Genomic DNA, 24,718 nt, shown 5'->3' on the forward strand with positions numbered 1-24,718 from the left:
GTAATTTTGGTGACTTCAAAAATAGACTTTCTTGAGATATTTTATAGAACTTTCTTACAATGGAAAAAAGTATCATGGTTGGCAAATTCAACCGGATGCAATTTCTGTACAAGAAAAATTAAATAAAGCATTAAGTATAATTTTTCAAAATGAAATAGCTGTAGTTGGGGCAGGAAGAACAGATACTGGTGTTCATGCTTCACAAATGTTTGCACATTTCGATATTGAAAAAGAATTAAAAGGCGATGTTGTTTTTAAACTAAACTCAATTTTACCTCATGATATTACAATTTATAACGTTTCATTAGTAGAAAATGATAAACACGCAAGATTCGATGCTTTAAGTAGAAGTTATGAATACAGAATTTGGTTGGGTAGAAACCCTTTTTTATTAGACTTTTCATGGCAAATTCATTCACAAGATTTAGATATAAAAAAGATGAATGAAGCAGCAAAACTATTATTAGAATTTGAAAATTTCCAAGCTTTTTCTAAAGTGAAAACAGAAGTTTATACTTTTAATTGCGATGTAACTGAAGCGGTTTGGATACAACAAGGAAATTTATTGACTTTCCATATTTCAGCAAATCGTTTTTTAAGAAATATGGTAAGAGCTATTGTTGGAACTTTGGTAGATGTTGGTTTAGGAAAAATTTCTGTAAAAGGTTTTAGAGAGATTATAGAAAGTAAAAACAGAGGTAAAGCAGGATTGTCAGTTCCTGCAAAAGGATTATTTTTAACAAAAATTAAATATTAAATTTTGGCAGATAAAACAGGAAAAGCTTTCGATATGCAAATTTTTTCAAGACTTATGAGTTTTGCAAAACGCTATAAGCTTAAATTTTTTATAGCATCTGCTTCTACCATTTTGTTGGCATTTTCATCTATGTTAACACCTTATATTTTATCTACAACAGTAGATTCTTACATTGTAGAAAAAGATACAGATGGTTTAATTAATTGTATACTGCTTATGCTAGCAGTATTAATGTTAGAAGTTATCTTACGTTTTACATTCATTTTTTATGCAAATTGGGTTGGTCAGCATATTATTAGAGATATTAGAGCCAAAATTTTCAGACACATTCTTCAATTTAAAATGTCTTATTTTGATACTAATTCTGTTGGTAAATTGGTAACAAGAGTAGTGTCTGATATAGAAACCATTGCTGCTTTTTTTAGTAATGGTGTCTTTACAATTGTTAGTGATATCTTACAAATGTTTGCTGTAATTGTGTTAATGTTTTTCCTAAATTGGAAATTAGCATTTATTGCATTAGCAGTGTTACCAATTCTAATTTACGCTACAGCAGTCTTTAAAAAAGCTATTAAAGCTACGTTTCAAGAAGTTAGAAATCAAGTAGCTAATTTAAACGGTTTTGTACAGGAAAGAGTAACTGGAATGAAAATTGTGCAACTTTTTAATAGAGAAAAAATCGAGTATGTTAATTTTATGGAAATTAATAACAAACATAAAAAAGCATACATAAAAACAATTTGGTATTTCTCCATTTTCTTTCCAATTGCAGAAATATTATCATCTATAGGAATTGGTTTAATAGTTTGGTTTGGTAGCAAACAAATTATTTCTGGCGAAGTTCCAGGTCCAGGAACCGTAATTGCTTTTGTACAAATGGCGCAAATGTTATTTAGACCTTTACGTCAAATTGCAGATAAATTCAATCAATTACAAATGGGAATTGTATCTGGAGAAAGAGTCTTTAAAGTGATAGACACACAAAGTTCTATTGCCAAAAACGGTACAATAAAAGCAGAAAATTTAAAAGGAGACATTAATTTTAAAAATGTAAAGTTTAGCTACGTTAAAGATGAAGAGGTTTTAAAAGGAGTTTCTTTAGAAGTAAAAAGCGGTCAAACTATTGCTATTGTTGGTGCAACAGGAGCAGGGAAATCTACTATTATCAATTTAATAAACCGTTTTTACGAAATTGATAGTGGGGAAATTTGTGTAGACAATATTTCTATAAATGATTATACATTAGAAAGTTTAAGAGATCAAATAGCAATTGTTTTGCAAGATGTATTTTTGTTTTCAGATTCTATTTTAAATAATATTACTTTAAAATCTACAGATATTTCACAAAAAGAAGTAGAGGAAGCTGCAAAACAAATCGGTATTCACGATTTTATAATGACACTTCCAGGCGGTTATCAATACAATGTTAAAGAACGTGGAGCCATGTTGTCTTCAGGCCAAAGACAGCTTATAGCCTTTTTAAGAGCATATGTTAGCAAACCAAGTATTTTAATTTTAGATGAAGCCACATCATCTGTAGATGCAAATGCAGAACAAATGATTCAGTTTGCAACAGAAACAATTACAAAAGGTAGAACTTCTATAGTAATTGCTCATAGATTGGCAACTATTAAAAATGCTGATAAAATAATTGTAATGGATAAAGGTTTAATTGTTGAAGAAGGAACGCATCAAGAATTATTAGAAAAAGAAGATGGGTATTATAAGAATTTATACGACAAACAATTTAGTTTAGACAAAGCTTCATAGAAAATTCAGTGAATTTTTAGGTTAATCTATTTATTAGATTAAATTTGTATCTCAATCTAAAAACAAAACAAAATGAAAAAAATTTTATTATCAATGTTAGTTGTAGGTGCTTTAGTTTCAACATCATGTAAAAATGATAAAAAAGAAATGAAAGACACTTTAAATGAAACTACAACAGAAATGAAAAAAGATGTAGAAACTAAAATGGAAGAAACTAAAGAAGAAGTTTCTAATATGGTAGATTCTGCTATTGAAGGAGTAAAAATACCTAAATTCGAAGACGAAAAAGTTACAGAATTTTTAACTGAATATGCAGATTATGCTAAAACGTATATTGACAATAAAGGAGATGTTATAAAAAACTCTAAATTGGCAAAAGAAGGTGTAGCATTTGCTAATAAAAGTAAAGAAATTGTATCTAATTTAGACGAAAAAGCTGCTGCACAATTTAAAAGTGTTATGAATGCTATTCAGTCTAAAATGGCTCCAGCAAAATAATTATTGCTGTTTTATAATAAAAAAAGGTTCTCAATAAGAGAACCTTTTTTTATTGCATTAAATCTTGTTTTATTTTTTCATTGAGCTCTTTATAATCTGAATATAGCTCAAAACCACCATCTTTAATATAAGATATTTCGCCAGTTTCTTCAGAAACTAATATGCAAACTGCATCAGTTTTTTCTGAAACACCAATAGCTGCTCTGTGTCTTAAGCCAAACCTGGCAGGTATTCTTGTACTATCAGAAATAGGCAAAACAACTCTAGTTGCTACAATATTATTATCTCTAATAATTAAAGCGCCATCATGTAAAGGGCTATTTTTATAAAAAATACTTTGTAAAATGGCCTCATTAAGTTGAGCATTCATTTTATCGCCAGTATTTATTAAAAAATCTAAACTGTTTGTTCTCTCAATAACAATTAAAGCTCCTGTTTTAGTTTTAGACATTTTTTTACATGCTTCTAAAACTATTTCTGTATCCATGTCAGAACCAATTTCTGATTGCAAAAATTTAAGCTGTTTTAAAAAACTTCGTTTGTTAGTAAAGTTTGTAGTACCGATCATCAATAAGAATTTTCGTATTTCTTGCTGAAAAACAATGATTAACGCAATAACTCCACCAGAAAGTAAATAGCCTAAAATGCCACTTAACATTTCCATTTTAAGGGCTTGTGTAATTTTCCAGATTAGAAAAATAAATGCAATTCCAATAACAATGTTAATGGCAACAGTTCCTTTTAAAAGTTTGTAAATATAATAAAGTAGTGTTGCAACCAACAGAATATCTAAAATATCTAACAAAGAAAATTCAATAAAATCGAACATAAAAACAGACTGATTTTAGGCTAAAATACTAATAAATTTATTGATAAGAGAATCAATTATTTATTTCTGCATCAGATAATAATAAAGGATATTTTTCACGAATAATTTTAATTTTATCTTGAAGATTTTTATCGTTGTTATTTGATTTCTTAAAATCTTCTATTAAACTATCATAATTTCGATTATAGAGTTTTACCGATAATTTATTTCTTAAATGCGAATACGCAGAATTCAAAATATCTAAAGTAGAAATATAAGTTTCATAATTTGTTGTTCTGTCTGTTTTTATTGAAATAATTGCTTTTGTTGGATGATCTGAAGATGTTTTTATTTTAAAACCTTCACACCAATCACAACTTTTTTTGTTGATGTCTAAACCACCACCATTGTCTATAAAATCGATGGCAATTTGTTATAGTTCCTTGAGTTGAATTGTTCTTCCATCTGCAAAAATTTTGTTGTTTTTGTTGATGTTTACTTCTAAAATGTTTCGTTCGTTTACAAGAATATCTGAAGGAATTTCTTCTTTTGGAGGAATTTTTCTTGAAATTCCTGCATCTACATTCATAGTTGTGGTAACCAAGAAAAAGATTAGTAAAAAAAATGCGATGTCTGCCATTGAACCAGCGTTAATTTCTGGAGATTGTTTTCTACTCATAATGTTCGTTTTAAAAGTTAATAATTAGATTTCTTTTCGAACTATTTCGAAAAGGATTATTAAAGCTTAATTAGGTAGATTTTTGGCGTTAACATTTATTTAACAAAATTGATGCCATAAAATTTAGATTGCAGAAAGCTGGCAAACAAGTTTAGCCCAGATTGAACGGATTGTTTGAGCTCTTTTTTATTCTTTTTTGAATAAAAAAAGCGAGTAGTGAAAGCTGGAAATAGCTCCTAAAAAGAAATCTGATTTACAATTTTTACAGCTTCAACAGCTTCTTTAACATCATGAACACGTAAAATATTTGCGCCATTTAAAAGTGCAATTGTATTTGCAGAAGTGGTGGCATTTAGAGCTTCTTGTGCAGAAATATCTAATGTTTTATACAACATAGATTTACGTGAAATTCCGGCTAAAATTGGTGCATCTAAACTTTTAAAAAGGTCTAAATTCTTCAAAATTTCAAAATTATGAGCAACAGTTTTCCCAAAACCAAAACCAACATCTATAATAATATCGTTCAGTTTTAGTTGGTGTAATTTATGAATTTGTTCTGCAAAAAAAGAAATAATTTCTTGGGTTACATCTTTATAAACTGGGTTTTGTTGCATGTTTTGAGGAGTACCCAACATGTGCATTAAAATATATGGAACCTGAAGTTTTGCTACAGTTTCAAACATTTTATCATCCATTTTTCCACCAGAAATATCGTTTACAATTGCAACACCATTTTCTACAGCTTCTTTGGCAATTTTACTTCTAAAAGTATCTACAGAAATAACAATTTCAGGAAAATTCTTAACCAATAAATTAATTACAGGAACAATTCTTTGCAATTCTTGTTCTTCGGAAATATGAGTGGCTCCAGGCCTGGAAGAGTAGGCACCAACATCAATAAAAGTTGCACCTTCCAAAAGCATTTTTTCTGTTTGATTTAGAATTTCGACTTCATTTTTATATTTACCTCCATCAAAAAAAGAATCTGGTGTAATATTTAAAATTCCCATCACTTTTGGTGATGATAAATGGACTAAAGTTCCCTTGCAATTTATGGTCATTAATTTACTACTTTATTAATAATATGTACTATTTCTGGTGCTTTGTAATTAGACATTTTCTGCATTAATTCAGTTACAGAAGTGCCAACTAACAACATATTTCTGTTTGCGGGTTTAAGATATCCTTCTTCAACCATTTTATCTAATTGTAGTAAAATAGCGTCAAAAAAACCGTTTACATTTAGCAAACCAACAGGTTTTTGCTCAATTTGTAATTGACTTAAAGTTAGTGCTTCGAAAAGTTCATCTAACGTTCCAAAACCTCCAGGAAGTGTAATGTAGCCATCGACTATTTTACTCATAATTACTTTGCGTTCGCTCATGGTTTTGCAAACAATCATTTCTTCTACGCCTGCATGAACTACTTCTTCTTTTTCTAATAACTTGGGAATTACACCAATAACTTCTCCATTTTTAGCGAGAATTGTATCAGAAATAGTTCCCATCATTCCTATTTTTCCTCCACCATAAACCAACCCAATATTATTATCGGCAAAATAATTTCCTAATTCGATAGCTGCTTCTTTATAAATAGGATTGAAACCTAAACTTGAGCCACAAAAAACAACAACTTTATTCAATTTTATGTTTTTAAAATTCTTTTGTAAAAATAAATGAAAAGCATATAGGATTTAGTATTTTTGAGCAAATACTTTTTAACAAGAGAAAATGCAAGATACTTCAAAACAATACGATGCTGTAATAGATGAATGTAGAAGTTTGTTCATCAAAAAAATGAGCGATTACGGTTCTGCTTGGCGAATTTTACGTTTACCTTCTTTAACGGACCAAATTTTTATAAAAGCACAAAGAATTCGTCAATTACAAGAAAATGAGGTACGTAAAGTTGATGAAGGAGAGAAATCTGAATTTATAGGAATTATAAATTATTCTATAATGGCGTTGATTCAGTTAGAAAATGGCGTTGTTGAAAATCCGGATTTGAATACTGAACAAGCAACTGTTTTATATGATAAACACAGTAAAATTACCAAAGATTTAATGTTGAATAAAAATCATGATTATGGTGAAGCTTGGCGTGAAATGCGTGTTTCGAGTTTAACCGATTTAATTTTACAAAAATTATTACGCGTCAAACAAATTGAAGATAATAAAGGAAAAACGTTGGTTTCTGAAGGAATTGATGCTAATTATCAAGATATGATAAATTACGCCGTTTTTGCGATGATTCATTTGGGTGCTTAAGTTTAGTTTAAAATAATATAATTTTGATTATGAAAATATTAGTCCAAATTTCTAGAATATTAGTAGGAGCCTTATTTATATTTTCAGGCTTTGTAAAATTGGTAGATCCAATTGGTTCTCAATACAAGTTTCAAGAATATTTTTCTGAAAGCGTTTTAAATATGGAATTTTTAATTCCTTATGCATTACCTTTTGCAGTGTTGCTAATTGTAGCAGAAATTCTTTTAGGAGTCATGATTTTAATTGGCTACAAACCAAAATTAACAGTTTGGAGTTTGTTAATTATTACTTTAATATTTTTGTTTTTAACTTGGTATTCAGCTTTTTACAATAAAGTGACAGATTGTGGTTGCTTTGGAGATGCCATAAAATTAACACCTTGGGAAACCTTTTATAAGAACGTAATTCTAATTGTTCTAATCCTTTTATTATTGATAAAAGTTGAGTTTATAAAGCCAATTTTTAAAGGTAAAATACCCAAAATAATCACGTTTTTATCATTAGGTGTTTTCTTATTTATTGTACAACATGTTTTAACACATTTGCCAATTATCGATTTCAGAGCGTATGCAATTGGTAAAGATTTAAAAGAAGGAATGAAATATCCAGAAGATGGTAGTATTCCTCCAGTTCATGATTTTATGTTGGAAGATTCTCAAGCAGATTTAGCACCAGTCTTGTTAGAAAAAGAAAAAGTAATGTTGGTAATTGTTTACAATTTATCCAAAGCAGATAAAAACGGGTTTCCAGCAATTAAACAAATTGCAGATAAAGCAATTAAAAAAGGATATACAGTGTATGGAGCATCTGCTTCGTTTACCGACGATTTATTATTAGCACAAAAAGAATATAATTTGCCTTTCGAATTTTTGTTTTGTGATGAGACTACATTAAAAACAATGATTAGAGCAAATCCTGGAGTCATGATTTTAGATAAAGGAACAGTTACGCAAAAGAAAAATTGGGTTGATGTAGATGATTTAGAGTTGTAAAATATTCCTATTATCAACTTATAAAGGACTAATTTTTATTACGTAGTTTATCTATTTCAGTAAGTGTTAGTCCTTTTTCTTTTTTAAAGAATATGTGTTTAGAGCTTCCAATAATTTGAGCAGAATAAATTCCAGAATGCCCAGAAAATAAATATGAAGTTATACAAGCCAACGCAATAAAAACGCCAGATTCAATTCCGAATAATTCTATTCCCATTATTGTACACGCAATTGGAGTATTTGTAGCTCCTGCAAAAACAGCAACAAAGCCCATTCCTGCTAATAATGGCATTGGTAAAGGAATAAACCAAATTAATACGTTTCCTAAAGTTGCTCCAATAAAGAATAAAGGTGTTACTTCTCCACCTTTAAAACCTGCTCCTAAAGTGAACGAAGTAAATAATAATTTCAGTAAAAAATCATAAGAATTTAAATCGATATTAAAAGCATCTACAATTGTTGGCACACCTAAACCAATATATTTTGTAGTTCCTATTAAATACCAAGTAATGGCTAGTATTGTTCCACCAATTACAGGACGAAGTGGAGGATATTTAATCGTTCTTTTGAATAAATTACCCCAAAAATGAGTTGATTTAGAAAATAGCATACTTACCAAACCAAAAATAATTCCTGCTAATAAAGACCATAAAACAGTTGCAGGTGTTAAATCTGCAACTCTTGAAATTGTATAGTGAGTATGATGAGAAATTTCCCAAAAATCACAAAAATAGTTGGCAAAAATTGCGGCTAAAAAACTCGGAATAATCGCATCAAATTTTATGCGTCCAATAATCATTACTTCTAAAGCAAAAATGGCACCAGCCAAAGGTGTTCCAAAAACAGATGCAAAACCAGCACTTATACCAGCAATTAATATAATTTTTCGATCTAAATTAGATAGTTTGAATATTTTTGTAAACTGATCTGCAATTGCACCACCAATTTGTACAGCAGTTCCTTCACGACCTGCAGAACCTCCAAATAAATGTGTAAGAATGGTGCCTAAAAAAACTAAAGGAGCCATTTTAAAAGGAATTATTTTTTTAGGAGAATGAAATTCTTCCAACAATAAATTGTTTCCTTTTACAACACTTTCTCCATAATAATGATAAGACAAACCAATTACTAAACCTGCAATTGGCAACAATGCAATAATCCAAAGATTTGCTTCTCTATAGTTTGTTGCCCATTCTAAAGTCCATAAAAATACTGCAGATGCACTTCCTGTAAAAGCACCAATAAGCAAACAGATAAAAGTCCATTTTAATAGAAAAAGCAAAGAAAAGCTTTGCTCAAAGGAAAGAAAGAATCTTTTAATTTTATCCATATATGCAGCAAAAATAAACAATTAAAAGGAAAGAGATTAAGTAGCTAAATATTCCTTTTTTTAAGATTTTGTTGTAACTTGTTTTCAAGTTATAAAATTAAAAAAATGAACGAATTTGTTACCTATACATCAGAAGAAAATTACGTAATAATAACCATCAAAAACGGAAAAGCAAATGCAATTTCGCACGAAGTTGTAGATGGTTTAAACGAAAGTTTAAATAAAGCTGAAAAAGAAAATAAAGTAGTGATTCTTACTGGACAAAATGGAATATTTTCTGCTGGTTTCGATTTAAAAGTGATGACAAAATCACCTGAATCTGCCAAAGAATTGGTAACAAAAGGTTCTAAATTATCATTAAAAATGTTGTCTTTTCCTCAACCTATAATTGTAGCTTGTTCTGGTCATGCAATTGCTAAAGGTGCATTTTTATTACTTTCTTCAGATTATAGAATTGGAGTAGAAGGCGATTTTAAAATTGGTTTAAACGAAGTAATGATTGGCATGACAATGCACAATGCAGGAATTGCAATCGCAAATGCTCGCTTGTCTGAAGTTTATTTAAATAGAAGCGTAAATAACGCAGAAATTTACAATCCTAAACAAGCAGTTGATGCTGGTTTTTTTGATTTAGTGGTTCCTGAAAGCCATTTATTACCAACTGCAATTAAAGTTGCTGGAATGTTTGGGAAACTAAATAAGAAAGCACATTCTGAAACAAAACTAAAAGTTAGAAAACAACATTTAGAGAATTTAGAAAAAGCGATTGAGTTGGATTTAGCAGGTGATATTTCTATAAACTCGTAATATATAGAGTTTGAAAACAAAACAAAATATATAAAATTAAGTTGTGTCTTTTAATTGTTTGTCATTTCGAATGCAATGCAATGAAGTTGAGAAATCTTTTTACTTAATTTTATTTGAGATTTCTCCATTAAGTCGAAATGACATTTAGTATTTAATTTAACTTTGGGGAAAATAAAAAAGCTACCAAACAAGATTAGCCCTGATTGAAACGACATCCTTTTTTTGTTTTTCTCAAAAAAAGATATAGTGGAAAGCAGGAAATAGCTACAAAAACTAATGCTTCTCAAAAACTTTAATTCCGGCTTTTATTTCTACATCCAAATGATTTTTTCTTGGCGTAAGTGGACAGGAATACTTGTCATTATAAGCACAGTAAGGATTGTAGGTGTTGTTGAAATTTAATTCAAACGTATTTTCTTCGGAAATATCTGTTATCATTACATCCATATAACGTCCTCCACCATAAGAATCTTCGCCAGAAGTATTGTCTGTAAAAGGTAAAAATAAGTAATCTTTATACTTTTCGTCTCGCAAATCATCTTGACTCTGGTAAATAGTTAATTCTAAATCTTGACCTTTTAAAGTGAAGTTTAGTTTGCCATATTCTTTATACAAAGGTTTTCTGTCTGTGGTTGTTGCCATTTCAAAAGTTGGCGCATTTTCTGTTCGAGTCAATTTTGCAGTGACAATAAAAGTTGAATCTATAGGAAAGAAATCTAACCCTTTAAAATTCTTTAAATCTTTCTTTTTTAGTGGAGATTTAGATGCGTCTTTATAACTAGCATTCAATACTTGTTGATATTCAGTTTCACCAACCAAAGCTCTTTTACCTTGAGAATTACAAGAAATAATTAATAATAAAGTAAATAATAGAACGAGTTTTTTCATCTTTTAATTTGGATTGAACCCTGGTGTTTTAGGAGTTGTTTGGTAATTATGAATTAGTTTAGTAGATAAATCTTCAAATTGATTTGTTTCTGAAAGTTGTTTTAATTGATTCGGATCAAACCTTCCTTTTAGATAAATAACAGATGTTTTTGCTAATGTTGAATTAAAAATAATCGCTTGTGAAACGATATCTCCATTTTCTTTTACTGAAATAATTTTAGTTTTTTCTTCTGTATTTGTTCTTAATATATCTGTGAAATTTGAATTTGTTACCAAATTCATTTCACCAATTAACTGCGATTGTTTTTCTTTAGAAATATCATTAAAAGTGATGACTTTAAAATCTCTAACATTCCCAAATAAATCATTAATTTCTGGAGAAATATTGGTTAATAAGGCTCTCATAAAATTAGGGACTTGAAATGCAGTTACACCTAAATCGCTTTTATGGTCATTAAAAAAACTTTGAAAAGATTTTCCACTGCCACAAGAAAAAAGAAAAAGTGAAATACAAATTATGATGATATGTTTTTTCATAAATAATGATTATTGAAAACCAAAAATACAACTTTCAATTATTTTATGTAGATTTGATGCATCAATAAACCAGAAATGAAAAATGTCATTACATATATTACCAAGCAATCGTGTGTTTCACGAAAAAGTCGGTATGTTTATATGTTTTGATGATATCTATATAAAATCAAACAGTTATAAAAAGTCCGACTTAACAGTCGGACTTTTTATTTTTACATAAATTCTGAATTTCGATTCAGCATTAATAAACCAACCAACCATGAACACTTTATTTAAAAACTACATTAATACTTTTAGAGGACTCTCTAAAGAAGTTTGGTGGCTTTCGTTAATAACTTTAATTAACAGAGCAGGAACAATGGTAATTCCGTTCTTGTCTTTATATCTAACAAAAAGTCTTAATTTTTCACTTTCTGATGTGGGTTGGATTATGTCTTTTTTTGGAATTGGTTCTTTGGTCGGAACTTGGTTAGGAGGCAAATTGACAGATAAAATAGGGTATTATAAAGTGATGTTATTTAGTTTATTTCTTACCGGAATTTTCTTTGTTTTATTGCAGTTTGCAACTACTTTTAATGAATTTTGTCTAGGTATTTTTATAGTAATGTTGGTGGCAGATGCTTTTAGGCCAGCTATGTTTGTGGCTTTAAATGCGTACAGTAAACCAGAGAATAAAACACGTTCTGTAACTTTAATTCGTTTGGCAATTAATTTAGGTTTTTCTGCTGGACCTGCAATTGGTGGAATTATAATTGTAAGTATTGGTTACCAAGGTTTGTTTTGGGTAGATGGAATTACATGTGCTTTAGCAGGAATTTTATTATTGAATGTTTTGCATCCTAAAAAAGCAAGAATTTTAGATAAGGTTAAAGTAGAGAACCCAGTTTCTGCTTACAAAGACAAAGCTTTTTGGGTGTTTTTTATAGCGATGTTTATTTTCGGATTTACCTTTTTACAATATTTCTCTACAATGCCTTTATACTATAAAGACGTTAGAATGTTGTCTGAATTAGAGATAGGTTTACTTATGGGATTCAATGGGTTTTTCATTTTTGTTTTTGAAATGCCATTAATTAAATGGTTAGAAAATCCAAAAAATTCGAAAATTAAATTAGTTGCAATTGGATTATTTTTGGTCGCAATTAGCTTTACAATTTTAAATGCAACTTCTTGGTTCGGAATTTTATTAATAGGAATGTTGTTAATGACTGTAGGAGAAATGATTGCTTTTCCGTTTTCTAACGCTTTTGCAGTAGAAAGAGCAAAGAAAGGAAACCAAGGAGAATATATGGCTTTGTATGCGATTGCGTTTTCATTATCGCATATTTTTAGTCATAATTCTGGAATGCAAATGGTAGATAAATTTGGTTTTGAATTTACTTTGAATGTATTAACAGTTTTAGCACTTATTGGTGTTTTTATTCTGTTATTTCTAGTTACGATTTTAAAGAAGGAAAAAGAAAATCAATCGAAATAAGAAATATTTTCTCGAACATAATCGATTGTTAGTTGAACAATATCATCTTCATATTTTTCAAATTGAAGATCTAAATCGTCCCATAAATCGATATTAGATTCCTTTTGCATGAGAATTCCTTGTCGGATTTTTATGTTTTTTGGAACAGGAATTTCTGGGAATAAGAAAATGGCTTTCGTTAAAATATCTACGGTTTTTTCTGCTTTTATAGCTAAATACGCTTGAAAAATTTCGTGTGTAAATTGCCCTGAAGAACTAAAAAAGAACTGTATAAAACCACCTTCAGTTACATTTTGCTCTAAAATATCGATATAGATAAAGGTTTTTTCAAACTCGTTTAGATTTTCGAAATTATCTCTTTCAGGAATTTTCTTCCCAATGATTTCTCCAATTCGAGTAATTTTTTCTGAATCGTCATTTAAAAGTAAAGCAATTTCTGTTGAAGTCATTTTAGTTGAATTTCTTTACACGTTTTAAATTCATTCCTTTAATCATCCAATTTGGCAATGGTTTTTTAGGATTTCTATTTTTTAGGTTGATATTTATTCCCAACTTTTTAATCAACGGTACTTTATGAGTTTCTATAAATTCGATTAAAGTTCCATCAAAATCTTCAATATAACCCCAATGTCCATTTGCTTCTCCCATATCAAAAGATTCGGAACTAATTACTTGAAAAGGAACTCCTTTTTGTTCACATTCGTTTTTTAGCGTTTCCATTTTTCTAATATCAAAACATAAGTGAATGTAGCCTAAATCTCCCCAATATCTATCTTCAAAAATTTTATTTGGAGTATTTTCTAAAGATTGAATCAATTCAATTTGGCTATCTCCAAACAATTTTGCAAAACCACCAACTCTTTTTTCTGAATGAGAAAGCAGGATTCTTCTAAACTTCCTATCACCATTATTAAGGGTTTTTAAATCTTCAAAAACCCCAGTTTTATCAAACTCAATTTTGTCATAACCTAAAATATCTTTGTATAATTTTAGGGAAGTATCAATATTAGAAACTCCAATGGATGTTCCATAAATGCCTCCAACATCAAGTTTTTTATTATCGTAAAAAGAATTAAATTCTTTAATTTTTAGAATATTATCAAACGGGTCTTTTAAATAAAAACTCTTACCATTATCTGGTTCTGTAGAAATTTTAGAAATAATATTTTCATTTAATTGCTTCAGCCTATCAAACGTTTTAGAAATGTTTTTTGTTTTAATTATCGGAAACTGAATTCCTAAATCGCCCAATTTAAAATTGTTTTTAGGTTTAGAAGGTTTTCTATTGGTGTATTGCCAAATTTCATAACCACCACCACCTTGCATGTTTAAAGCCAACAAAGCTCTTTTTTTTCGAGATTTTCCACCCATATATTTTGCCATATACGTAGCTTCGTTGTTATCATCAAAAATTAAAGCATCTGCACCTAAAGTTTTTGCATACCATTTAAAAGCTTTGTCTGCATTTTCAACACCAATTCCTATTTGTTGAATTCCGTAAATTAGTTTTTCTGTCATTTATAAATACCCTAATTTTTATTTTTCAGCTCTTTTTTTCTCATGGGCATTCCATCAATTATTGCAAATAATTTTTCTGATGTTAAAACTGAATCTTGCTCCAATTTTACATCTCCGTCTAAACCAATTAAAAGTACTTTAAAAGGCTTTAAATTATGTACGTATTTTTTATACAAAGAGTTTGATTTGTGCCAATTTTCTTTAAAATTGAAGTTATAAACGTCTTTAGTAAATCGATATACAAGTAGTTTTCTGTCTAAAAGTTCTTTTTTGTGTTCTTGAATAATTAAGGTTTGGTTTTTAAATTCAGAACTATTTACATTATCAGTATAAACCAATAGAACTCTATTTTTCCATTGATGGATTTTAATGTTTTGTCCAAATACAATCATACCAAAAAACAAGAAAAATGAAAATAATTTGAACTTCATATTATAATAATTCTAGACAATTTATTTTAATACAGAAAATTCAATTGTAGAATCTGTAAAAACTGTATGTGTCTGTGTTTTAAAATCTTTTTCGTCTGCTTTGTAAATATTATCTACATACGTTTGCGGATTTAAATCGATTAAAGGAAACCAAGTACTTTGTACTTGAATTTGTAGTTTATGACCTTTTTTAAACGTATGAAAAACATCTTGTAACTTTATATTTACATCCGTTTTTTTATTTGGAATAAAAGGTTCAGGATTCTCAAAACTATTTCTAAAACGTCCACGTAAAACTTCACTTCTAACCATTAAATGATAGTTACTCATTTTTAAATGATCTTGTAATTTATCATTTTCTTTATCAGTTACAATTTCTGAAGGATGCACATCAATCACCTTCACAATCCAATCTGCTGCAGTTCCTGTAGTTGCTACTTTTAGTTTTGCCAAAATATCTCCAGCCAATGTGTAATCTTCCGTTAAAATATCCGTTTCAAAAACCAAAACATCTGGTCTTCTTGCCGCAAAACGTTGGTCATCTGTCATGTATTTTCTTGGTGTAAAAACCGTTTTAATATCTTCAGAATAAGGAACAGGACGTTTTACATCACTAATAAAATCGATTTTTTTAGTGAATTTTCCATTATGAGTCTTTTTTAATTCTTGGTCAGAATTTAAGAAAAATGATTCTTTCTCAACATTTTCTGGAGGCCAAGCATCGTAACTTTTCCATTCTTTCTTACCAGAATCAAAAACATACGCTTCAGGCAAACCAGAATTTTTATCTCCATTTCCTTTTAAGAAATGATTAAAGAATTTGGTTTCAATATTTTTTTGAAAATTTAAAGAAATTGAATCTCCAAAATAATAATTACCAACATAATTTTTCACAGTATTTCTTGCCCATTTTCCATGATCCCAAGGCCCAAAAACAAGTGTATTATAATTGTCTTTTCCGTTTTTTTCAATTCCTTTATAGGTTTCTAAAGGTCCATATAAATCTTCTGCATCAAACCAACCACCAACAATCATAGTTGCTACTGTAGATGGAACTTTGTCCATATGTTGTATAATTCCTTTACTTTTCCAAACCGAATCGTAATTTGGGTGTTCTGTAATTTCTTTCCAGAAAAAATCGTCGATTCTATCTTTATTTTCAGCAGTTTTTACATCCAATTTATCATATTGAAAATATTCATTCAAGTTTTTTAAAGGGCCTTTATCCAAGAAAAACTGATATTGATCTTGCGAATTCATCTTCGGAAAAGAGTACCAAGCAGAATCTGTTGGTGTGTCTTTATACGTTCCAAAAAGCGAAATCGCTCTAAAATAACTTAATAAAAATGCTCCATTATGATGAAAATCATCAAAGAAAAAATCGCCAATACAAGCTTGTGGAGAAGCCGCTTTTAATGCAGGATGTGCATCTATTGTAGAAACGGTTGCATAATGTCCAGGATAAGAAATTCCCCAAGTTCCAACATTTCCGTTGTTGTTTTCTACGTTTTTTACCAACCAATCAATCGTGTCATATGTATCAGAAACTTCATCAGATTCGTTTTCTTTTTTATTCGGAATATTAGCACGCATGTTATCATACACACCTTCACTCATCCAACGTCCACGCACATCTTGGTACACAACAATATTTCCTTCTTTCATTAAATGAACATTTGGGCCAATTTTGGTTTTCATTTTTCCTTCTCCATAAGGCGCAGAACTATAAGGCGTTCTCTGCATTAAAATCGGGTATTTTTTAGAAGTATCTTTAGGAGAATAAATGGTTGTGTAGAGCTTTGTACCATCTCTCATTGTAATATTTACCTCTTTTTTAGTGTAATTATCGGTAACATACGTATCTTTTTTATCTTCTTTTTCCTTTGTAGGATTACAAGAACTGAAAAGAAATAGACTAAAAATGGTTAAAAGGAGAACTTTTTTCATGTTAAGTTAAATTAGTTTGGCATAAATCTACGAAACTAAAAAGAGTTGTGTAAAATTCTTTTGTTAAAATGATTTCTATTTTTATTAGAAGCTATTTCCAGCTTTACGTTATATCTTTTTGTGAAAAACAAAAAGGATGCCACTTCAATCTGGGCTAAACCTGTTTGCAAACTTTAAAGAATTAGAATAATTACGGTATTTTAAAAGAATTTATAAGCTAAAAATATCTAAAACTCAATGATTTTAGATATTTAAAAAAGGAAACACTAATTTTGTGAAAAACATTTTAGAAGATGAATAAATTCCTTTACATAATAGGTTTAATGCTGTTTATTGGTTGTGTTTCCAAAGTTGAAGACACAAAAAGCACAACAGTAGAAAAAACGTTTCCGAAATTAGAAAAAGACAGATACAATGTTGCTTTCCTAATTATGGATGGGACTTTTAATACAGAACTAACTGCACCATTTGATATTTTTCAGCATACTATTTTTAGAAAGAATATTAAAGCGATGAATGTTTTTACTGTAGCAAATACAGACAAACCAATTACTACTTTCGAAGGAATGCGAATTCTACCTGACTTTAATTATTTAAAAGATTCGTTACCAAAAATCGATATTTTAGTAGTTCCATCTGCAGAGCATCATTTAGATTCCGATTTAGAAGACAAAGCTATGATTGACTTTGTACAAAAAGTAGATAAAGAAGCAATTTACGTTACTTCTCATTGCGATGGCGCATTTGTTTTGGCAAAAGCAGGGTTATTAGAAGACAAAGTTTCCACAACTTTTCCTTCTGACATCGATAAAATGAGAGAAATGTTCCCAACTTTAGATGTTAGAAAAGACGTTTTATTTGTCCACGATGGAAAATATATAACGTCAGCTGGTGGTGCAAAATCGTTTGAAGCGGCATTGTATTTATGTGAGTTTTTATACGGTAAAGAAGTAACAAAATCGTTGGCTGGTGGTTTGGTTATAGATTGGGAATTAGAGAATGTTCCTCATTTGATTGTTGAGTAATTACTGATTTGGGAATATTGCTATAAGTTAGCAAACAAGTTTAGCCCAGATTGAACGGTTTGTTTGAGCTCTTTTTATTCTTTTTTGAATAAAAAAAGCGAGTAGTGAAAGCTGGAAATAGCTTCAAAAAAATATAAAACTTAATTTAATATTTCTGATTCACTTTTCTGAATTAAACGTTTTTTTCAAATAAAATTCTCGTATTTTTGCAAACTATGCAAGAAACAAATAAACATCAATTAACAGACTGGTTGCCAACAACAAACAAGGAAGTAAAAATTCGTGGTTGGGAGGAATTGGACGTGATTTTATTTAGTGGAGATGCGTATGTGGATCATCCGTCATTTGGGCCAGCTGTAATTGGAAGAATTTTAGAAAGTTACGGTTTAAGAGTGGCAATTGTGCCACAACCAAGTGTGAATGATAACTTGCAAGATTTCGAAAAATTAGGAAAACCAAGATTGTTTTTTGGAGTAACTGGTGGTTGTATGGATCCAATGGTTTCTAATTATACAGCAAGTAAAAAACGTAGAGATAAAGATGCATACACACCTAATGGTGATAAGGGTTTTAGACCTGATTATGCAACTTCGGTTTACTCAAAAATATTAAAAGAAAAATTCCCAGAAGTGCCAGTTTTAATTGGTGGAATTGAAGCTTCTTTAAGACGTGTAACGCATTACGATTACTGGTCTGATAAGTTGTTGCCAACGATTTTAGAAACGTCGAAAGCTGACATGTTAGTCTATGGAATGGGCGAACAACCTTTGCGTGAAATTGTAGAATTATTGCAAAAAGGTGTTCCGTTTTCGAGCTTAAAAAACATAAAACAAACCGCTGTTTTTATTGATACAAAAACAGAAAAAATGCCGGTTGTAAATGATTGGGATGATGTTACAATCAACTCTCATGAGGCATGTTTGAAAGATAAAAAAACATTTGCTTCGAACTTTAAAACGATTGAACAAGAATCGAATAAGTTAAAAGCAAGAAGAATTTTGCAGGAAGTTGCTGGAAAAACGTTAATGATAAATCCGCCTTTTCCAACAATGACAGAAAAGGAAATTGATGGTTCTTTCGATTTGCCTTTTACACGTTTACCACATCCAAAATATAACAAACGTGGACCAATACCTGCGTTTGAAATGATAAAATTCTCGATAAATATTCACAGAGGATGTTTTGGTGGTTGTAGTTTTTGTACAATATCTGCGCATCAAGGAAAATTTATTGCGAGTAGAAGTCAAGAATCGGTTTTAAAAGAAATTGATAAAGTGGCAAATATGCCAGACTTTAAAGGGTATTTATCTGATATTGGTGGACCTTCTGCAAATATGTATCAGATGAAAGGAAAAGTACAATCTATTTGTGACAAATGTGTTGCACCAAGTTGTATTTCGCCAGTGATTTGTTCTAATTTAGATACCTCTCACAAACCTTTAACGGAGTTGTATCAAGCAGTTGATAAACATCCGAAAATTAAAAAATCTTTTATTGGAAGTGGAATTCGACATGATATGTTGGTGCCAGAATTCAATAAAAATGCAGACCCAAAAGAGTTGGATGCATACACAGAAGAAGTAATGACAAAACACGTTTCTGGTCGTTTAAAAGTAGCACCAGAACATACTTCTGACCCAGTTTTAAAGTTGATGCGTAAACCTTCTTTTAAATATTTTCACATGTTTAAAGAGCGTTTTGATAAGATAAATATCAAGAAGAAATTGAATCTTCAATTGATTCCTTATTTTATCTCAAGTCATCCTGCTAGTGAAGTAGAAGATATGGCAAATTTGGCAGCTGAAACGAAAGATATGGGTTTTCAATTGGAACAAGTTCAGGGTTTTACGCCAACTCCAATGACAGTTGCAACAGTTATTTATTATTCAGGATATCATCCTTATACTTTAAAACCAACTAAAACTCCAAAAACAAAAAAGGAGCGTGAAGACCAACATAAATTTTTCTTTTGGTATAAAAAAGAAAACAAAGATTGGATTCGTAACACCTTAAATAAGGTTGGTAGACAAGATTTATTGAAAAAATTATTACCAGAGACTAATTCTTGGAAAAAGAACAAACAAGCAAAAGAAACTAAAAATACTTTTGATGATGCTGTGCCTTTTAATAGAAGAAAAAAGAAGGTGAGTAGAGCGCCTAAAAGTAAGAAGAGGAGGTAAGTTAAATTTTTAGGAAAGAAAATTATAAATTTATTTACCAAACTTGTAATTAAACATGCAAAACAAATAATTAAAGGTCTTTTGTTTCTCTATGTTTTCCTCTTGGGCCATCACCTTTATAAAGTACAATTTCAGAATGTAATAATTGTGCAGCTTCAGCAGAACTTTTTACTTTAGAAGAACTACGTTTTATCATTTCTTCTTCAAAAGTGGCTAATACAGTTTTTCTAATTCCAATTTCTTTCCATTTAGATGATGCTTTGCATTTTTTTGCAATTATTCTTGCTAATGATAATGCATCTAACAATGCTTGGTTTGCACCTTGTCCTTTAAACGGACTCATTGGGTGAGCAGCATCACCAATTAGTGTAACTTTTTCAGCTTTTTCTAATAACTCTGGCTTCAACAATTCTCTGTCATATACAGGATAACCAGAAATTTCATTCTCTTGAGTAGCTGCAATAATTTGAGGAATTGGTTTGTGCCATTGTGTTCTTTTACAAGCTTCTTCTTTAAGTGCTTTTGTTCCTCTAAGATTTAATTCTTTTGCTTCTTTTTCTGACAAAGGGAAACTTAACTGCCACATAATTGCTTCCGAAGAATAAGGCATCATATAAATTCTTTCATTTCCATTTGCTGTTTGAAAAACGGTAGCAGAATCTAATAAAGGACTTTCAATATTTTTTAGAGAATTTAATGGACAAATACCTAAAATAACAATACAGCCAAGATAACGCAAAGGTGTTTTTTCTTCACCAATTAATAGTTTTCTTACTGTACTTCTAATTCCATCTGCTCCAACAACAAGATCTACTTTTGTGCTTTTTATGTCGTTATTTACTCTGAAATTTAAAGTTATATTTTCTTCAGACTCTTTAAAATCTACTAATTGATGTCCCCATTTTACAACATTTTTTTCACCTAATTGTTCTAACAAAGCCAAACGTAAAGCTTGTCTTGCAATATGAATATTAGTTCTTTTAGGAGATGATTTAGCGTCAGATCTTCCCCATTTTCTAATTCCCCATTCGCCAATGACTTCTCCTTCTGTTGTATGCACTATATGTTTGGTAGAGGTTACACCATTTTCTAAAGAAACAATCCCTAATCTTGCCATAGCTTTACTGGCTTGCTGTAAAGTAAGTCCATAACCTTGAGAACGTTCTTGAAAATTACTGTCTCTTTCATAAAGTGTAAAAGGTATTTTACGATGTAAACAAGCTACAGCTAATGCAACGCCACCAATTCCACCACCAATAATAGCAATATGTGGGAGGTTTTCTTTGTCAGCTTTAGGTAGAGTAGAAGAGGAAACTAAACCAGATCCATTACAATTTGGACAAGTAGATATTTGTGCTTTTGGAAGTTTTGGCACTTTACCTTCAGAATTTGTTTTCTCAAATTGAGTTAAAGCTTCTTGGTATTTTAATTTCGCTTTTTTACGAACGCTTTTAATTTTTTGACCAAACCCTTTACAATCTGAACAAATAACCCAATTTTGTTTTTTATTTTTCTCTTTTTCCAGCTTATTTTCTTTTATCCAGTTTAGAATTTATACGATTATTTCTTTACTGCAATCATCATATGAGGACTAAAAGGTAATAAATACTCATCATTTTGAGTGATTTTTTGCAACTCTTTTAAAGTCTTCGATTTCTTTTTATCTAGCATATTTACAAAATATTCGCTGTCTAACCAAATTAAACTTTCCACAGCAAATAAGTTGATAAAATCTAAATCTTGTTCTAAAAACTCTTCCTTTAAATCTTGTGGTTTGTGATAATATGCATCAGCCAACAAAAAAGGGAAATCTTTTGGAGCATTATGAATTCCTGTAGTTAATTCTTCTTTACACATATCAAAAAAAGAGTTGGCATGAATCATTCCATTCATTAAACCAACCAAAGTAGAAGCAGTGTAATTAATTGCAAAACCCAAAATAATTCCGCCTTTTTTTAAAACTCTTTTTGCTTCTAAAATAGCGTGAATTCTATCTTCTCTTTTTTGCAAATGATATAAAGGTCCATGAAGAATTACTAAATCCGCAGAATTATCTTTGTAAGGCAATTTTGTAGCTTCACCAATTGTTACTGAAAACGGATTCTGAAGTTTTTTTGCTCTTTTTTCAGCTAATTTAATGTGTTTTAAAACGGGCTCAATTAATTGAACTTTATGACCTTTGTTTGAAAGCCATTCAGCGTATTTTCCTGTTCCTCCACCAACATCAATGATGGTAGATTTTTTGTTTTTAATATGAAGTTCTATAAGTTCTTTTATACGTTCAAATTCAAAAATTCCCATTCCTTTTTCAAGACGAGTTTCTTCTGAAGCTTTGTTGTAAAAGTTTTCTAATTCTCTGCTGATTAATTGTTTATTCTTCACCTTACCTATTTAAAGGATAAAAGTACTTAAATTATCGTGAAAAAACGGATTGCTTCGTCATTCTTACTCGCAAAGTCGAAATATTATTTTACATGTTTCTTAAAGAATGCGATGGTTCTTTCCCATGATAAATCTGCAGCTTCTTCATCATATCTTGGGGTTGTATTGTTATGAAAACCATGATTTACGTCTGGGTAAAAATGCGCTTCATGTACAATATTATTTGCTTTTAAAATTTTCTCAAAAGCTGGCCAACCTTCATTCACTCTTTTATCTAAACCAGCATATTGTAATAATAAAGGCGCTTTAATTTTTACAGCATCTTCCTTTTCTGGTTGTCTACCATAGTAAGGAACTGCAGCTGCTAAATCAGGAATTTTTACAGCCATCATATTAGAAATCCAACCACCAAAACAGAAACCAACTACACCAATTTTTCCATTACAATTTTCGTGATTTTTAAGATAATTATAACCAGCAATAAAATCTTCTAACATTTCATTTCTATCTCTCTTTTTCTGCATTGCTCTTCCTTCATCATCATTTCCTGGATAACCACCCAAAGGCGCCAAAGCATCTGGAGCAAGTGTTATAAAACCTTCTAAAGCAGCTCTTCTACCAACGTCTTTAATATAAGGATTCAATCCACGGTTTTCGTGAACAACAATAATTCCAGGTAATTTTCCTTTGGTATCTTTAGGAATAGAAAGTAAACCTTTCATCTTTTTTCCGCCTTTTGGCGATTCATAATGAATAGTTTCCGATTTTAATCTTGGGTCATTTGGTTGTACCAAAATAGAATCCATATAATTAGGCGAAATAAAACTCAATAAAGCAGGTAATGTAATTGCGCCAACTGCAAATAAAGATAGTTTTTGTAGAAACTGTTTTCTATCTATTTTGTTGTGTGCATAATCGTCATATAAATCAAATACTTCTTGACTAATATCTTCTTTCTTAAGTTCTTTCATCTTTTAGGTAATTTAATGTTACCAAGATAAATAAAAAATGAAGAAATACTTTGTTAAATTAATTACAAACTTTACAATCTGCTTTATCTTGAATTTCCCCAACTAAATTCCCTTCTTCATTCATTACAAAACCACAACAATCCATAAAACCTTGTGCGATTAATTTTCGTGCTCTTTGAATTTGAGATTTTGTAGTAGGTAAGGTTTGTTTTAATTGATCTGCAACTTCTTGTTGTTTCAAACCTTTTATGTCAGATAAAAATAAAGGAGTTCTATATTTCTTTGGAAGTGTGTTTAAAATACCACGTAAACAATCTTGTTCTGTGTGTTTGTTTTTATTGATTTCAGATTCAGTCTCTGTTTCTAAATCTGCTATTTCAAAAGTTTTGTTTGTTGATTTCCAGTAATCTAATATTGAGTTTCGAGCAATAGTAAAACACCAAGATTTTAATTTACTATCATCTTTTAAGGTGTGCAATTTTGTGTGAATTTTCAAAAAAGTGTCTTGTAAAAGATCATCAGCAATGGTGATATTTTTCACTTTGCTGATGATGAATTTTTGTAAATCTAAATGATGTTTTGTCCAAACTTGGTTTGTGGTCATTCCTTATTTTTGTTTTTGTCACCTTGAGCGCAGTCGAAAGGTCTTTTTATTGTAAAGATTTTTCTACTCCGCTCGAAATGACAGAAATATTAACAATTACAATTACTACAAGTACAGTTTGTGCACGTACAATTTTTACATTCTCCAGTTTTGCAACCTTCACAGTTACAAGTACATTCATTTTTATAATTTTTCATCTTATTTAATTTTAATGTTCATATAGTAGACAAACAAATTTTGAAAAAGATGCAAAAAAATATATTTATTTTGATTTTACTCCCGTAAAATGATCTGATTTCATCTTAAACAAGACATTAAAAGTGGTTAAACTTCCATAAATTCTGGTGATATATTGTTGCAAATCAATTTTATCTTGGTCATCTAAAGTTTTGCTTGAATTTATTTTTTGTTCCATTACACGAATTCGATCTCTAACCATAACAATTTTATGAAAAAATGTGTCAATAGGGATTTCTTTGTTTGACAAGCTCGAATCTGCAGGTTGCATAATTAGTGTCCCTTTTTTCCATTTGTCTGCAATTGGTGCAATTTCAGTAACATCAGACCATTGTCTTAAAATCTTTTTAAGACTACTTTCTACATCCATAAAAGAAACTGAATCTACTTCATTTTCAACAGCTTCGATTGTTTCGAATTCGTCATTTAAAGGAATTGTTTCCAATCCGTTTTCCTGAAAAGTTACCCAATATTGTTTGCTATCTACGTTTGTAACGACTCCAAAACCATAATCGTTATGATTAATTCTTGAGCCTATTCCTAATAATTTCATTGATTTTTAATTTTAAATGAAGATACAAAATCTATCAATAAGAATTAAATTATTTATATT

General features: G+C 29.9%; 26 protein-coding genes. 9 read left to right on the forward strand and 17 right to left on the reverse strand.

The annotated features are described in order from the left end of the window. Positions 1 to 31 precede the first annotated feature (31 nt). From truA to H9W90_RS00725, 3 genes are all read left to right on the forward strand, one after another. The gene (gene truA / locus H9W90_RS00715) at positions 32 to 757 is read left to right on the forward strand and encodes a tRNA pseudouridine(38-40) synthase TruA (protein ID WP_187482581.1); all 726 of its coding nucleotides are present in this window, start codon (positions 32 to 34) and stop codon (positions 755 to 757) included. A gap of 3 nt (positions 758 to 760) precedes the next feature. After that, a complete protein-coding gene (locus H9W90_RS00720; RefSeq protein WP_187482582.1) occupies positions 761 to 2,527 on the forward strand; it encodes an ABC transporter ATP-binding protein in 1,767 nt (588 codons plus the stop codon). Between the two features lie 72 nt (positions 2,528 to 2,599). Further along, positions 2,600 to 3,025, forward strand: a complete 426-nt coding sequence (locus H9W90_RS00725; RefSeq protein ID WP_187482583.1) for a hypothetical protein — start codon at positions 2,600 to 2,602, stop codon at positions 3,023 to 3,025. A 49-nt stretch (positions 3,026 to 3,074) separates the two neighbouring features. Here the strand turns inward: H9W90_RS00725 and cdaA are convergent, their stop codons facing one another. The 4 genes from cdaA to H9W90_RS00745 form a co-directional block, all read right to left on the reverse strand. After that, on the reverse strand, positions 3,075 to 3,854 hold the full coding sequence (cdaA, locus tag H9W90_RS00730) for a diadenylate cyclase CdaA (protein ID WP_187482584.1): 780 nt from the start codon (positions 3,852 to 3,854) through the stop codon (positions 3,075 to 3,077). 412 nt (positions 3,855 to 4,266) lie between these two features. Next, on the reverse strand, positions 4,267 to 4,512 hold the full coding sequence (locus tag H9W90_RS15385; RefSeq protein ID WP_254712511.1) for an ExbD/TolR family protein: 246 nt from the start codon (positions 4,510 to 4,512) through the stop codon (positions 4,267 to 4,269). Between the two features lie 236 nt (positions 4,513 to 4,748). Next, positions 4,749 to 5,573 carry a dihydropteroate synthase gene (gene folP / locus H9W90_RS00740; RefSeq protein WP_187482585.1) on the reverse strand — a complete coding sequence of 275 codons (825 nt, stop codon included), beginning with the start codon at positions 5,571 to 5,573 and terminating at the stop codon, positions 4,749 to 4,751. Continuing rightward, positions 5,573 to 6,154 (reverse strand): LOG family protein, encoded by a 582-nt coding sequence (locus H9W90_RS00745; protein WP_187482586.1) that lies wholly within the window; start codon positions 6,152 to 6,154, stop codon positions 5,573 to 5,575. Before H9W90_RS00745 ends, folP begins: the two co-directional genes overlap by 1 nt. 88 nt (positions 6,155 to 6,242) lie before the next feature. On the opposite strand from H9W90_RS00745, the gene H9W90_RS00750 reads away from it, so the two are divergent. Beyond that, positions 6,243 to 6,779, forward strand: coding sequence for a DUF1599 domain-containing protein (locus tag H9W90_RS00750; RefSeq protein WP_187482587.1), 537 nt, complete (start codon positions 6,243 to 6,245; stop codon positions 6,777 to 6,779). Between the two features lie 29 nt (positions 6,780 to 6,808). Continuing rightward, on the forward strand, positions 6,809 to 7,771 hold the full coding sequence (locus H9W90_RS00755) for a BT_3928 family protein (RefSeq protein ID WP_187482588.1): 963 nt from the start codon (positions 6,809 to 6,811) through the stop codon (positions 7,769 to 7,771). Between the two features lie 28 nt (positions 7,772 to 7,799). Here H9W90_RS00755 and H9W90_RS00760 read toward each other — a convergent pair whose 3' ends face one another. Beyond that, complete coding sequence (locus H9W90_RS00760; protein WP_187482589.1) at positions 7,800 to 9,101, reverse strand: voltage-gated chloride channel family protein; 1,302 nt, start codon at positions 9,099 to 9,101, stop codon at positions 7,800 to 7,802. A 105-nt stretch (positions 9,102 to 9,206) separates the two neighbouring features. Here H9W90_RS00760 and H9W90_RS00765 point away from each other — a divergent pair, with 105 nt between their 5' ends. Further along, entirely contained in the window at positions 9,207 to 9,908 is a 702-nt protein-coding gene (locus tag H9W90_RS00765; RefSeq protein WP_187482590.1) for a crotonase/enoyl-CoA hydratase family protein, read from the forward strand. 273 nt (positions 9,909 to 10,181) lie between these two features. Here H9W90_RS00765 and H9W90_RS00770 read toward each other — a convergent pair whose 3' ends face one another. Further along, a complete protein-coding gene (locus H9W90_RS00770) occupies positions 10,182 to 10,796 on the reverse strand; it encodes a DUF1684 domain-containing protein (protein WP_187482591.1) in 615 nt (204 codons plus the stop codon). Positions 10,797 to 10,799: 3 nt separating this feature from the next. Continuing rightward, complete coding sequence (locus H9W90_RS00775; protein ID WP_187482592.1) at positions 10,800 to 11,333, reverse strand: DUF4252 domain-containing protein; 534 nt, start codon at positions 11,331 to 11,333, stop codon at positions 10,800 to 10,802. Between the two features lie 259 nt (positions 11,334 to 11,592). Here H9W90_RS00775 and H9W90_RS00780 point away from each other — a divergent pair, with 259 nt between their 5' ends. Beyond that, positions 11,593 to 12,810 (forward strand): MFS transporter, encoded by a 1,218-nt coding sequence (locus H9W90_RS00780; RefSeq protein WP_187482593.1) that lies wholly within the window; start codon positions 11,593 to 11,595, stop codon positions 12,808 to 12,810. On the opposite strand, the gene H9W90_RS00785 is transcribed toward H9W90_RS00780, so the two are convergent. Genes H9W90_RS00785 through H9W90_RS00800 form a run of 4 tightly spaced genes read right to left on the reverse strand, consistent with a single transcriptional unit; the run spans position 12,798 to position 16,706 of the window. Further along, positions 12,798 to 13,259 (reverse strand): DMP19 family protein, encoded by a 462-nt coding sequence (locus H9W90_RS00785; RefSeq protein ID WP_187482594.1) that lies wholly within the window; start codon positions 13,257 to 13,259, stop codon positions 12,798 to 12,800. The genes H9W90_RS00780 and H9W90_RS00785 overlap by 13 nt on opposite strands. 1 nt (position 13,260) lies before the next feature. Further along, positions 13,261 to 14,328: a VOC family protein gene (locus H9W90_RS00790; protein ID WP_187482595.1), complete on the reverse strand. Its 1,068-nt coding sequence runs from the start codon at positions 14,326 to 14,328 to the stop codon at positions 13,261 to 13,263. Positions 14,329 to 14,339: 11 nt separating this feature from the next. Beyond that, on the reverse strand, positions 14,340 to 14,759 hold the full coding sequence (locus H9W90_RS00795; protein ID WP_187482596.1) for a DUF4174 domain-containing protein: 420 nt from the start codon (positions 14,757 to 14,759) through the stop codon (positions 14,340 to 14,342). Between the two features lie 21 nt (positions 14,760 to 14,780). Then, positions 14,781 to 16,706 (reverse strand): CocE/NonD family hydrolase, encoded by a 1,926-nt coding sequence (locus H9W90_RS00800; protein ID WP_187482597.1) that lies wholly within the window; start codon positions 16,704 to 16,706, stop codon positions 14,781 to 14,783. Positions 16,707 to 16,999: 293 nt separating this feature from the next. Between H9W90_RS00800 and H9W90_RS00805 the strand changes: the two genes are divergently transcribed. Then, positions 17,000 to 17,731: a DJ-1/PfpI family protein gene (locus H9W90_RS00805; RefSeq protein WP_187482598.1), complete on the forward strand. Its 732-nt coding sequence runs from the start codon at positions 17,000 to 17,002 to the stop codon at positions 17,729 to 17,731. Positions 17,732 to 17,946: 215 nt separating this feature from the next. Continuing rightward, the gene (locus H9W90_RS00810; RefSeq protein WP_187482599.1) at positions 17,947 to 19,911 is read left to right on the forward strand and encodes a YgiQ family radical SAM protein; all 1,965 of its coding nucleotides are present in this window, start codon (positions 17,947 to 17,949) and stop codon (positions 19,909 to 19,911) included. A gap of 70 nt (positions 19,912 to 19,981) precedes the next feature. On the opposite strand, the gene H9W90_RS00815 is transcribed toward H9W90_RS00810, so the two are convergent. The 6 genes from H9W90_RS00815 to H9W90_RS00835 form a co-directional block, all read right to left on the reverse strand. Then, positions 19,982 to 21,436, reverse strand: a complete 1,455-nt coding sequence (locus H9W90_RS00815) for an FAD-dependent oxidoreductase (RefSeq protein ID WP_187483901.1) — start codon at positions 21,434 to 21,436, stop codon at positions 19,982 to 19,984. A 35-nt stretch (positions 21,437 to 21,471) separates the two neighbouring features. Beyond that, positions 21,472 to 22,293, reverse strand: coding sequence for a class I SAM-dependent methyltransferase (locus H9W90_RS00820; RefSeq protein ID WP_187482600.1), 822 nt, complete (start codon positions 22,291 to 22,293; stop codon positions 21,472 to 21,474). 83 nt (positions 22,294 to 22,376) lie between these two features. Continuing rightward, entirely contained in the window at positions 22,377 to 23,264 is an 888-nt protein-coding gene (locus H9W90_RS00825) for a dienelactone hydrolase family protein (RefSeq protein ID WP_187482601.1), read from the reverse strand. 58 nt (positions 23,265 to 23,322) lie between these two features. Further along, positions 23,323 to 23,868 carry a sigma-70 family RNA polymerase sigma factor gene (locus H9W90_RS00830; protein ID WP_187482602.1) on the reverse strand — a complete coding sequence of 182 codons (546 nt, stop codon included), beginning with the start codon at positions 23,866 to 23,868 and terminating at the stop codon, positions 23,323 to 23,325. Between the two features lie 46 nt (positions 23,869 to 23,914). Next, positions 23,915 to 24,049: a hypothetical protein gene (locus H9W90_RS15475; RefSeq protein ID WP_302849810.1), complete on the reverse strand. Its 135-nt coding sequence runs from the start codon at positions 24,047 to 24,049 to the stop codon at positions 23,915 to 23,917. A gap of 81 nt (positions 24,050 to 24,130) precedes the next feature. Further along, positions 24,131 to 24,658, reverse strand: coding sequence for a DUF8685 domain-containing protein (locus H9W90_RS00835; protein ID WP_187482603.1), 528 nt, complete (start codon positions 24,656 to 24,658; stop codon positions 24,131 to 24,133). Positions 24,659 to 24,718 lie beyond the last annotated feature (60 nt).

The organism is Polaribacter pectinis (genome assembly GCF_014352875.1).
GTDB classification, from domain to species: domain Bacteria; phylum Bacteroidota; class Bacteroidia; order Flavobacteriales; family Flavobacteriaceae; genus Polaribacter; species Polaribacter pectinis.

What these genes read in the sequence shown, in the direction of transcription:
- H9W90_RS00725 (WP_187482583.1), top strand. Translation starts at nt 2,600, where the DNA reads ATGAAAAAAATTTTATTATCAATGTTAGTTGTAGGTGCTTTAGTTTCA.
- cdaA (WP_187482584.1), bottom strand. Translation starts at nt 3,854, where the DNA reads ATGTTCGATTTTATTGAATTTTCTTTGTTAGATATTTTAGATATTCTG.
- H9W90_RS15385 (WP_254712511.1), bottom strand. Translation starts at nt 4,512, where the DNA reads ATGAGTAGAAAACAATCTCCAGAAATTAACGCTGGTTCAATGGCAGAC.
- folP (WP_187482585.1), bottom strand. Translation starts at nt 5,573, where the DNA reads ATGACCATAAATTGCAAGGGAACTTTAGTCCATTTATCATCACCAAAA.
- H9W90_RS00750 (WP_187482587.1), top strand. Translation starts at nt 6,243, where the DNA reads ATGCAAGATACTTCAAAACAATACGATGCTGTAATAGATGAATGTAGA.
- H9W90_RS00755 (WP_187482588.1), top strand. Translation starts at nt 6,809, where the DNA reads ATGAAAATATTAGTCCAAATTTCTAGAATATTAGTAGGAGCCTTATTT.
- H9W90_RS00760 (WP_187482589.1), bottom strand. Translation starts at nt 9,101, where the DNA reads ATGGATAAAATTAAAAGATTCTTTCTTTCCTTTGAGCAAAGCTTTTCT.
- H9W90_RS00765 (WP_187482590.1), top strand. Translation starts at nt 9,207, where the DNA reads ATGAACGAATTTGTTACCTATACATCAGAAGAAAATTACGTAATAATA.
- H9W90_RS00770 (WP_187482591.1), bottom strand. Translation starts at nt 10,796, where the DNA reads ATGAAAAAACTCGTTCTATTATTTACTTTATTATTAATTATTTCTTGT.
- H9W90_RS00775 (WP_187482592.1), bottom strand. Translation starts at nt 11,333, where the DNA reads ATGAAAAAACATATCATCATAATTTGTATTTCACTTTTTCTTTTTTCT.
- H9W90_RS00780 (WP_187482593.1), top strand. Translation starts at nt 11,593, where the DNA reads ATGAACACTTTATTTAAAAACTACATTAATACTTTTAGAGGACTCTCT.
- H9W90_RS00785 (WP_187482594.1), bottom strand. Translation starts at nt 13,259, where the DNA reads ATGACTTCAACAGAAATTGCTTTACTTTTAAATGACGATTCAGAAAAA.
- H9W90_RS00790 (WP_187482595.1), bottom strand. Translation starts at nt 14,328, where the DNA reads ATGACAGAAAAACTAATTTACGGAATTCAACAAATAGGAATTGGTGTT.
- H9W90_RS00795 (WP_187482596.1), bottom strand. Translation starts at nt 14,759, where the DNA reads ATGAAGTTCAAATTATTTTCATTTTTCTTGTTTTTTGGTATGATTGTA.
- H9W90_RS00800 (WP_187482597.1), bottom strand. Translation starts at nt 16,706, where the DNA reads ATGAAAAAAGTTCTCCTTTTAACCATTTTTAGTCTATTTCTTTTCAGT.
- H9W90_RS00805 (WP_187482598.1), top strand. Translation starts at nt 17,000, where the DNA reads ATGAATAAATTCCTTTACATAATAGGTTTAATGCTGTTTATTGGTTGT.
- H9W90_RS00810 (WP_187482599.1), top strand. Translation starts at nt 17,947, where the DNA reads ATGCAAGAAACAAATAAACATCAATTAACAGACTGGTTGCCAACAACA.
- H9W90_RS00825 (WP_187482601.1), bottom strand. Translation starts at nt 23,264, where the DNA reads ATGAAAGAACTTAAGAAAGAAGATATTAGTCAAGAAGTATTTGATTTA.
- H9W90_RS00830 (WP_187482602.1), bottom strand. Translation starts at nt 23,868, where the DNA reads ATGACCACAAACCAAGTTTGGACAAAACATCATTTAGATTTACAAAAA.
- H9W90_RS15475 (WP_302849810.1), bottom strand. Translation starts at nt 24,049, where the DNA reads ATGAATGTACTTGTAACTGTGAAGGTTGCAAAACTGGAGAATGTAAAA.
- H9W90_RS00835 (WP_187482603.1), bottom strand. Translation starts at nt 24,658, where the DNA reads ATGAAATTATTAGGAATAGGCTCAAGAATTAATCATAACGATTATGGT.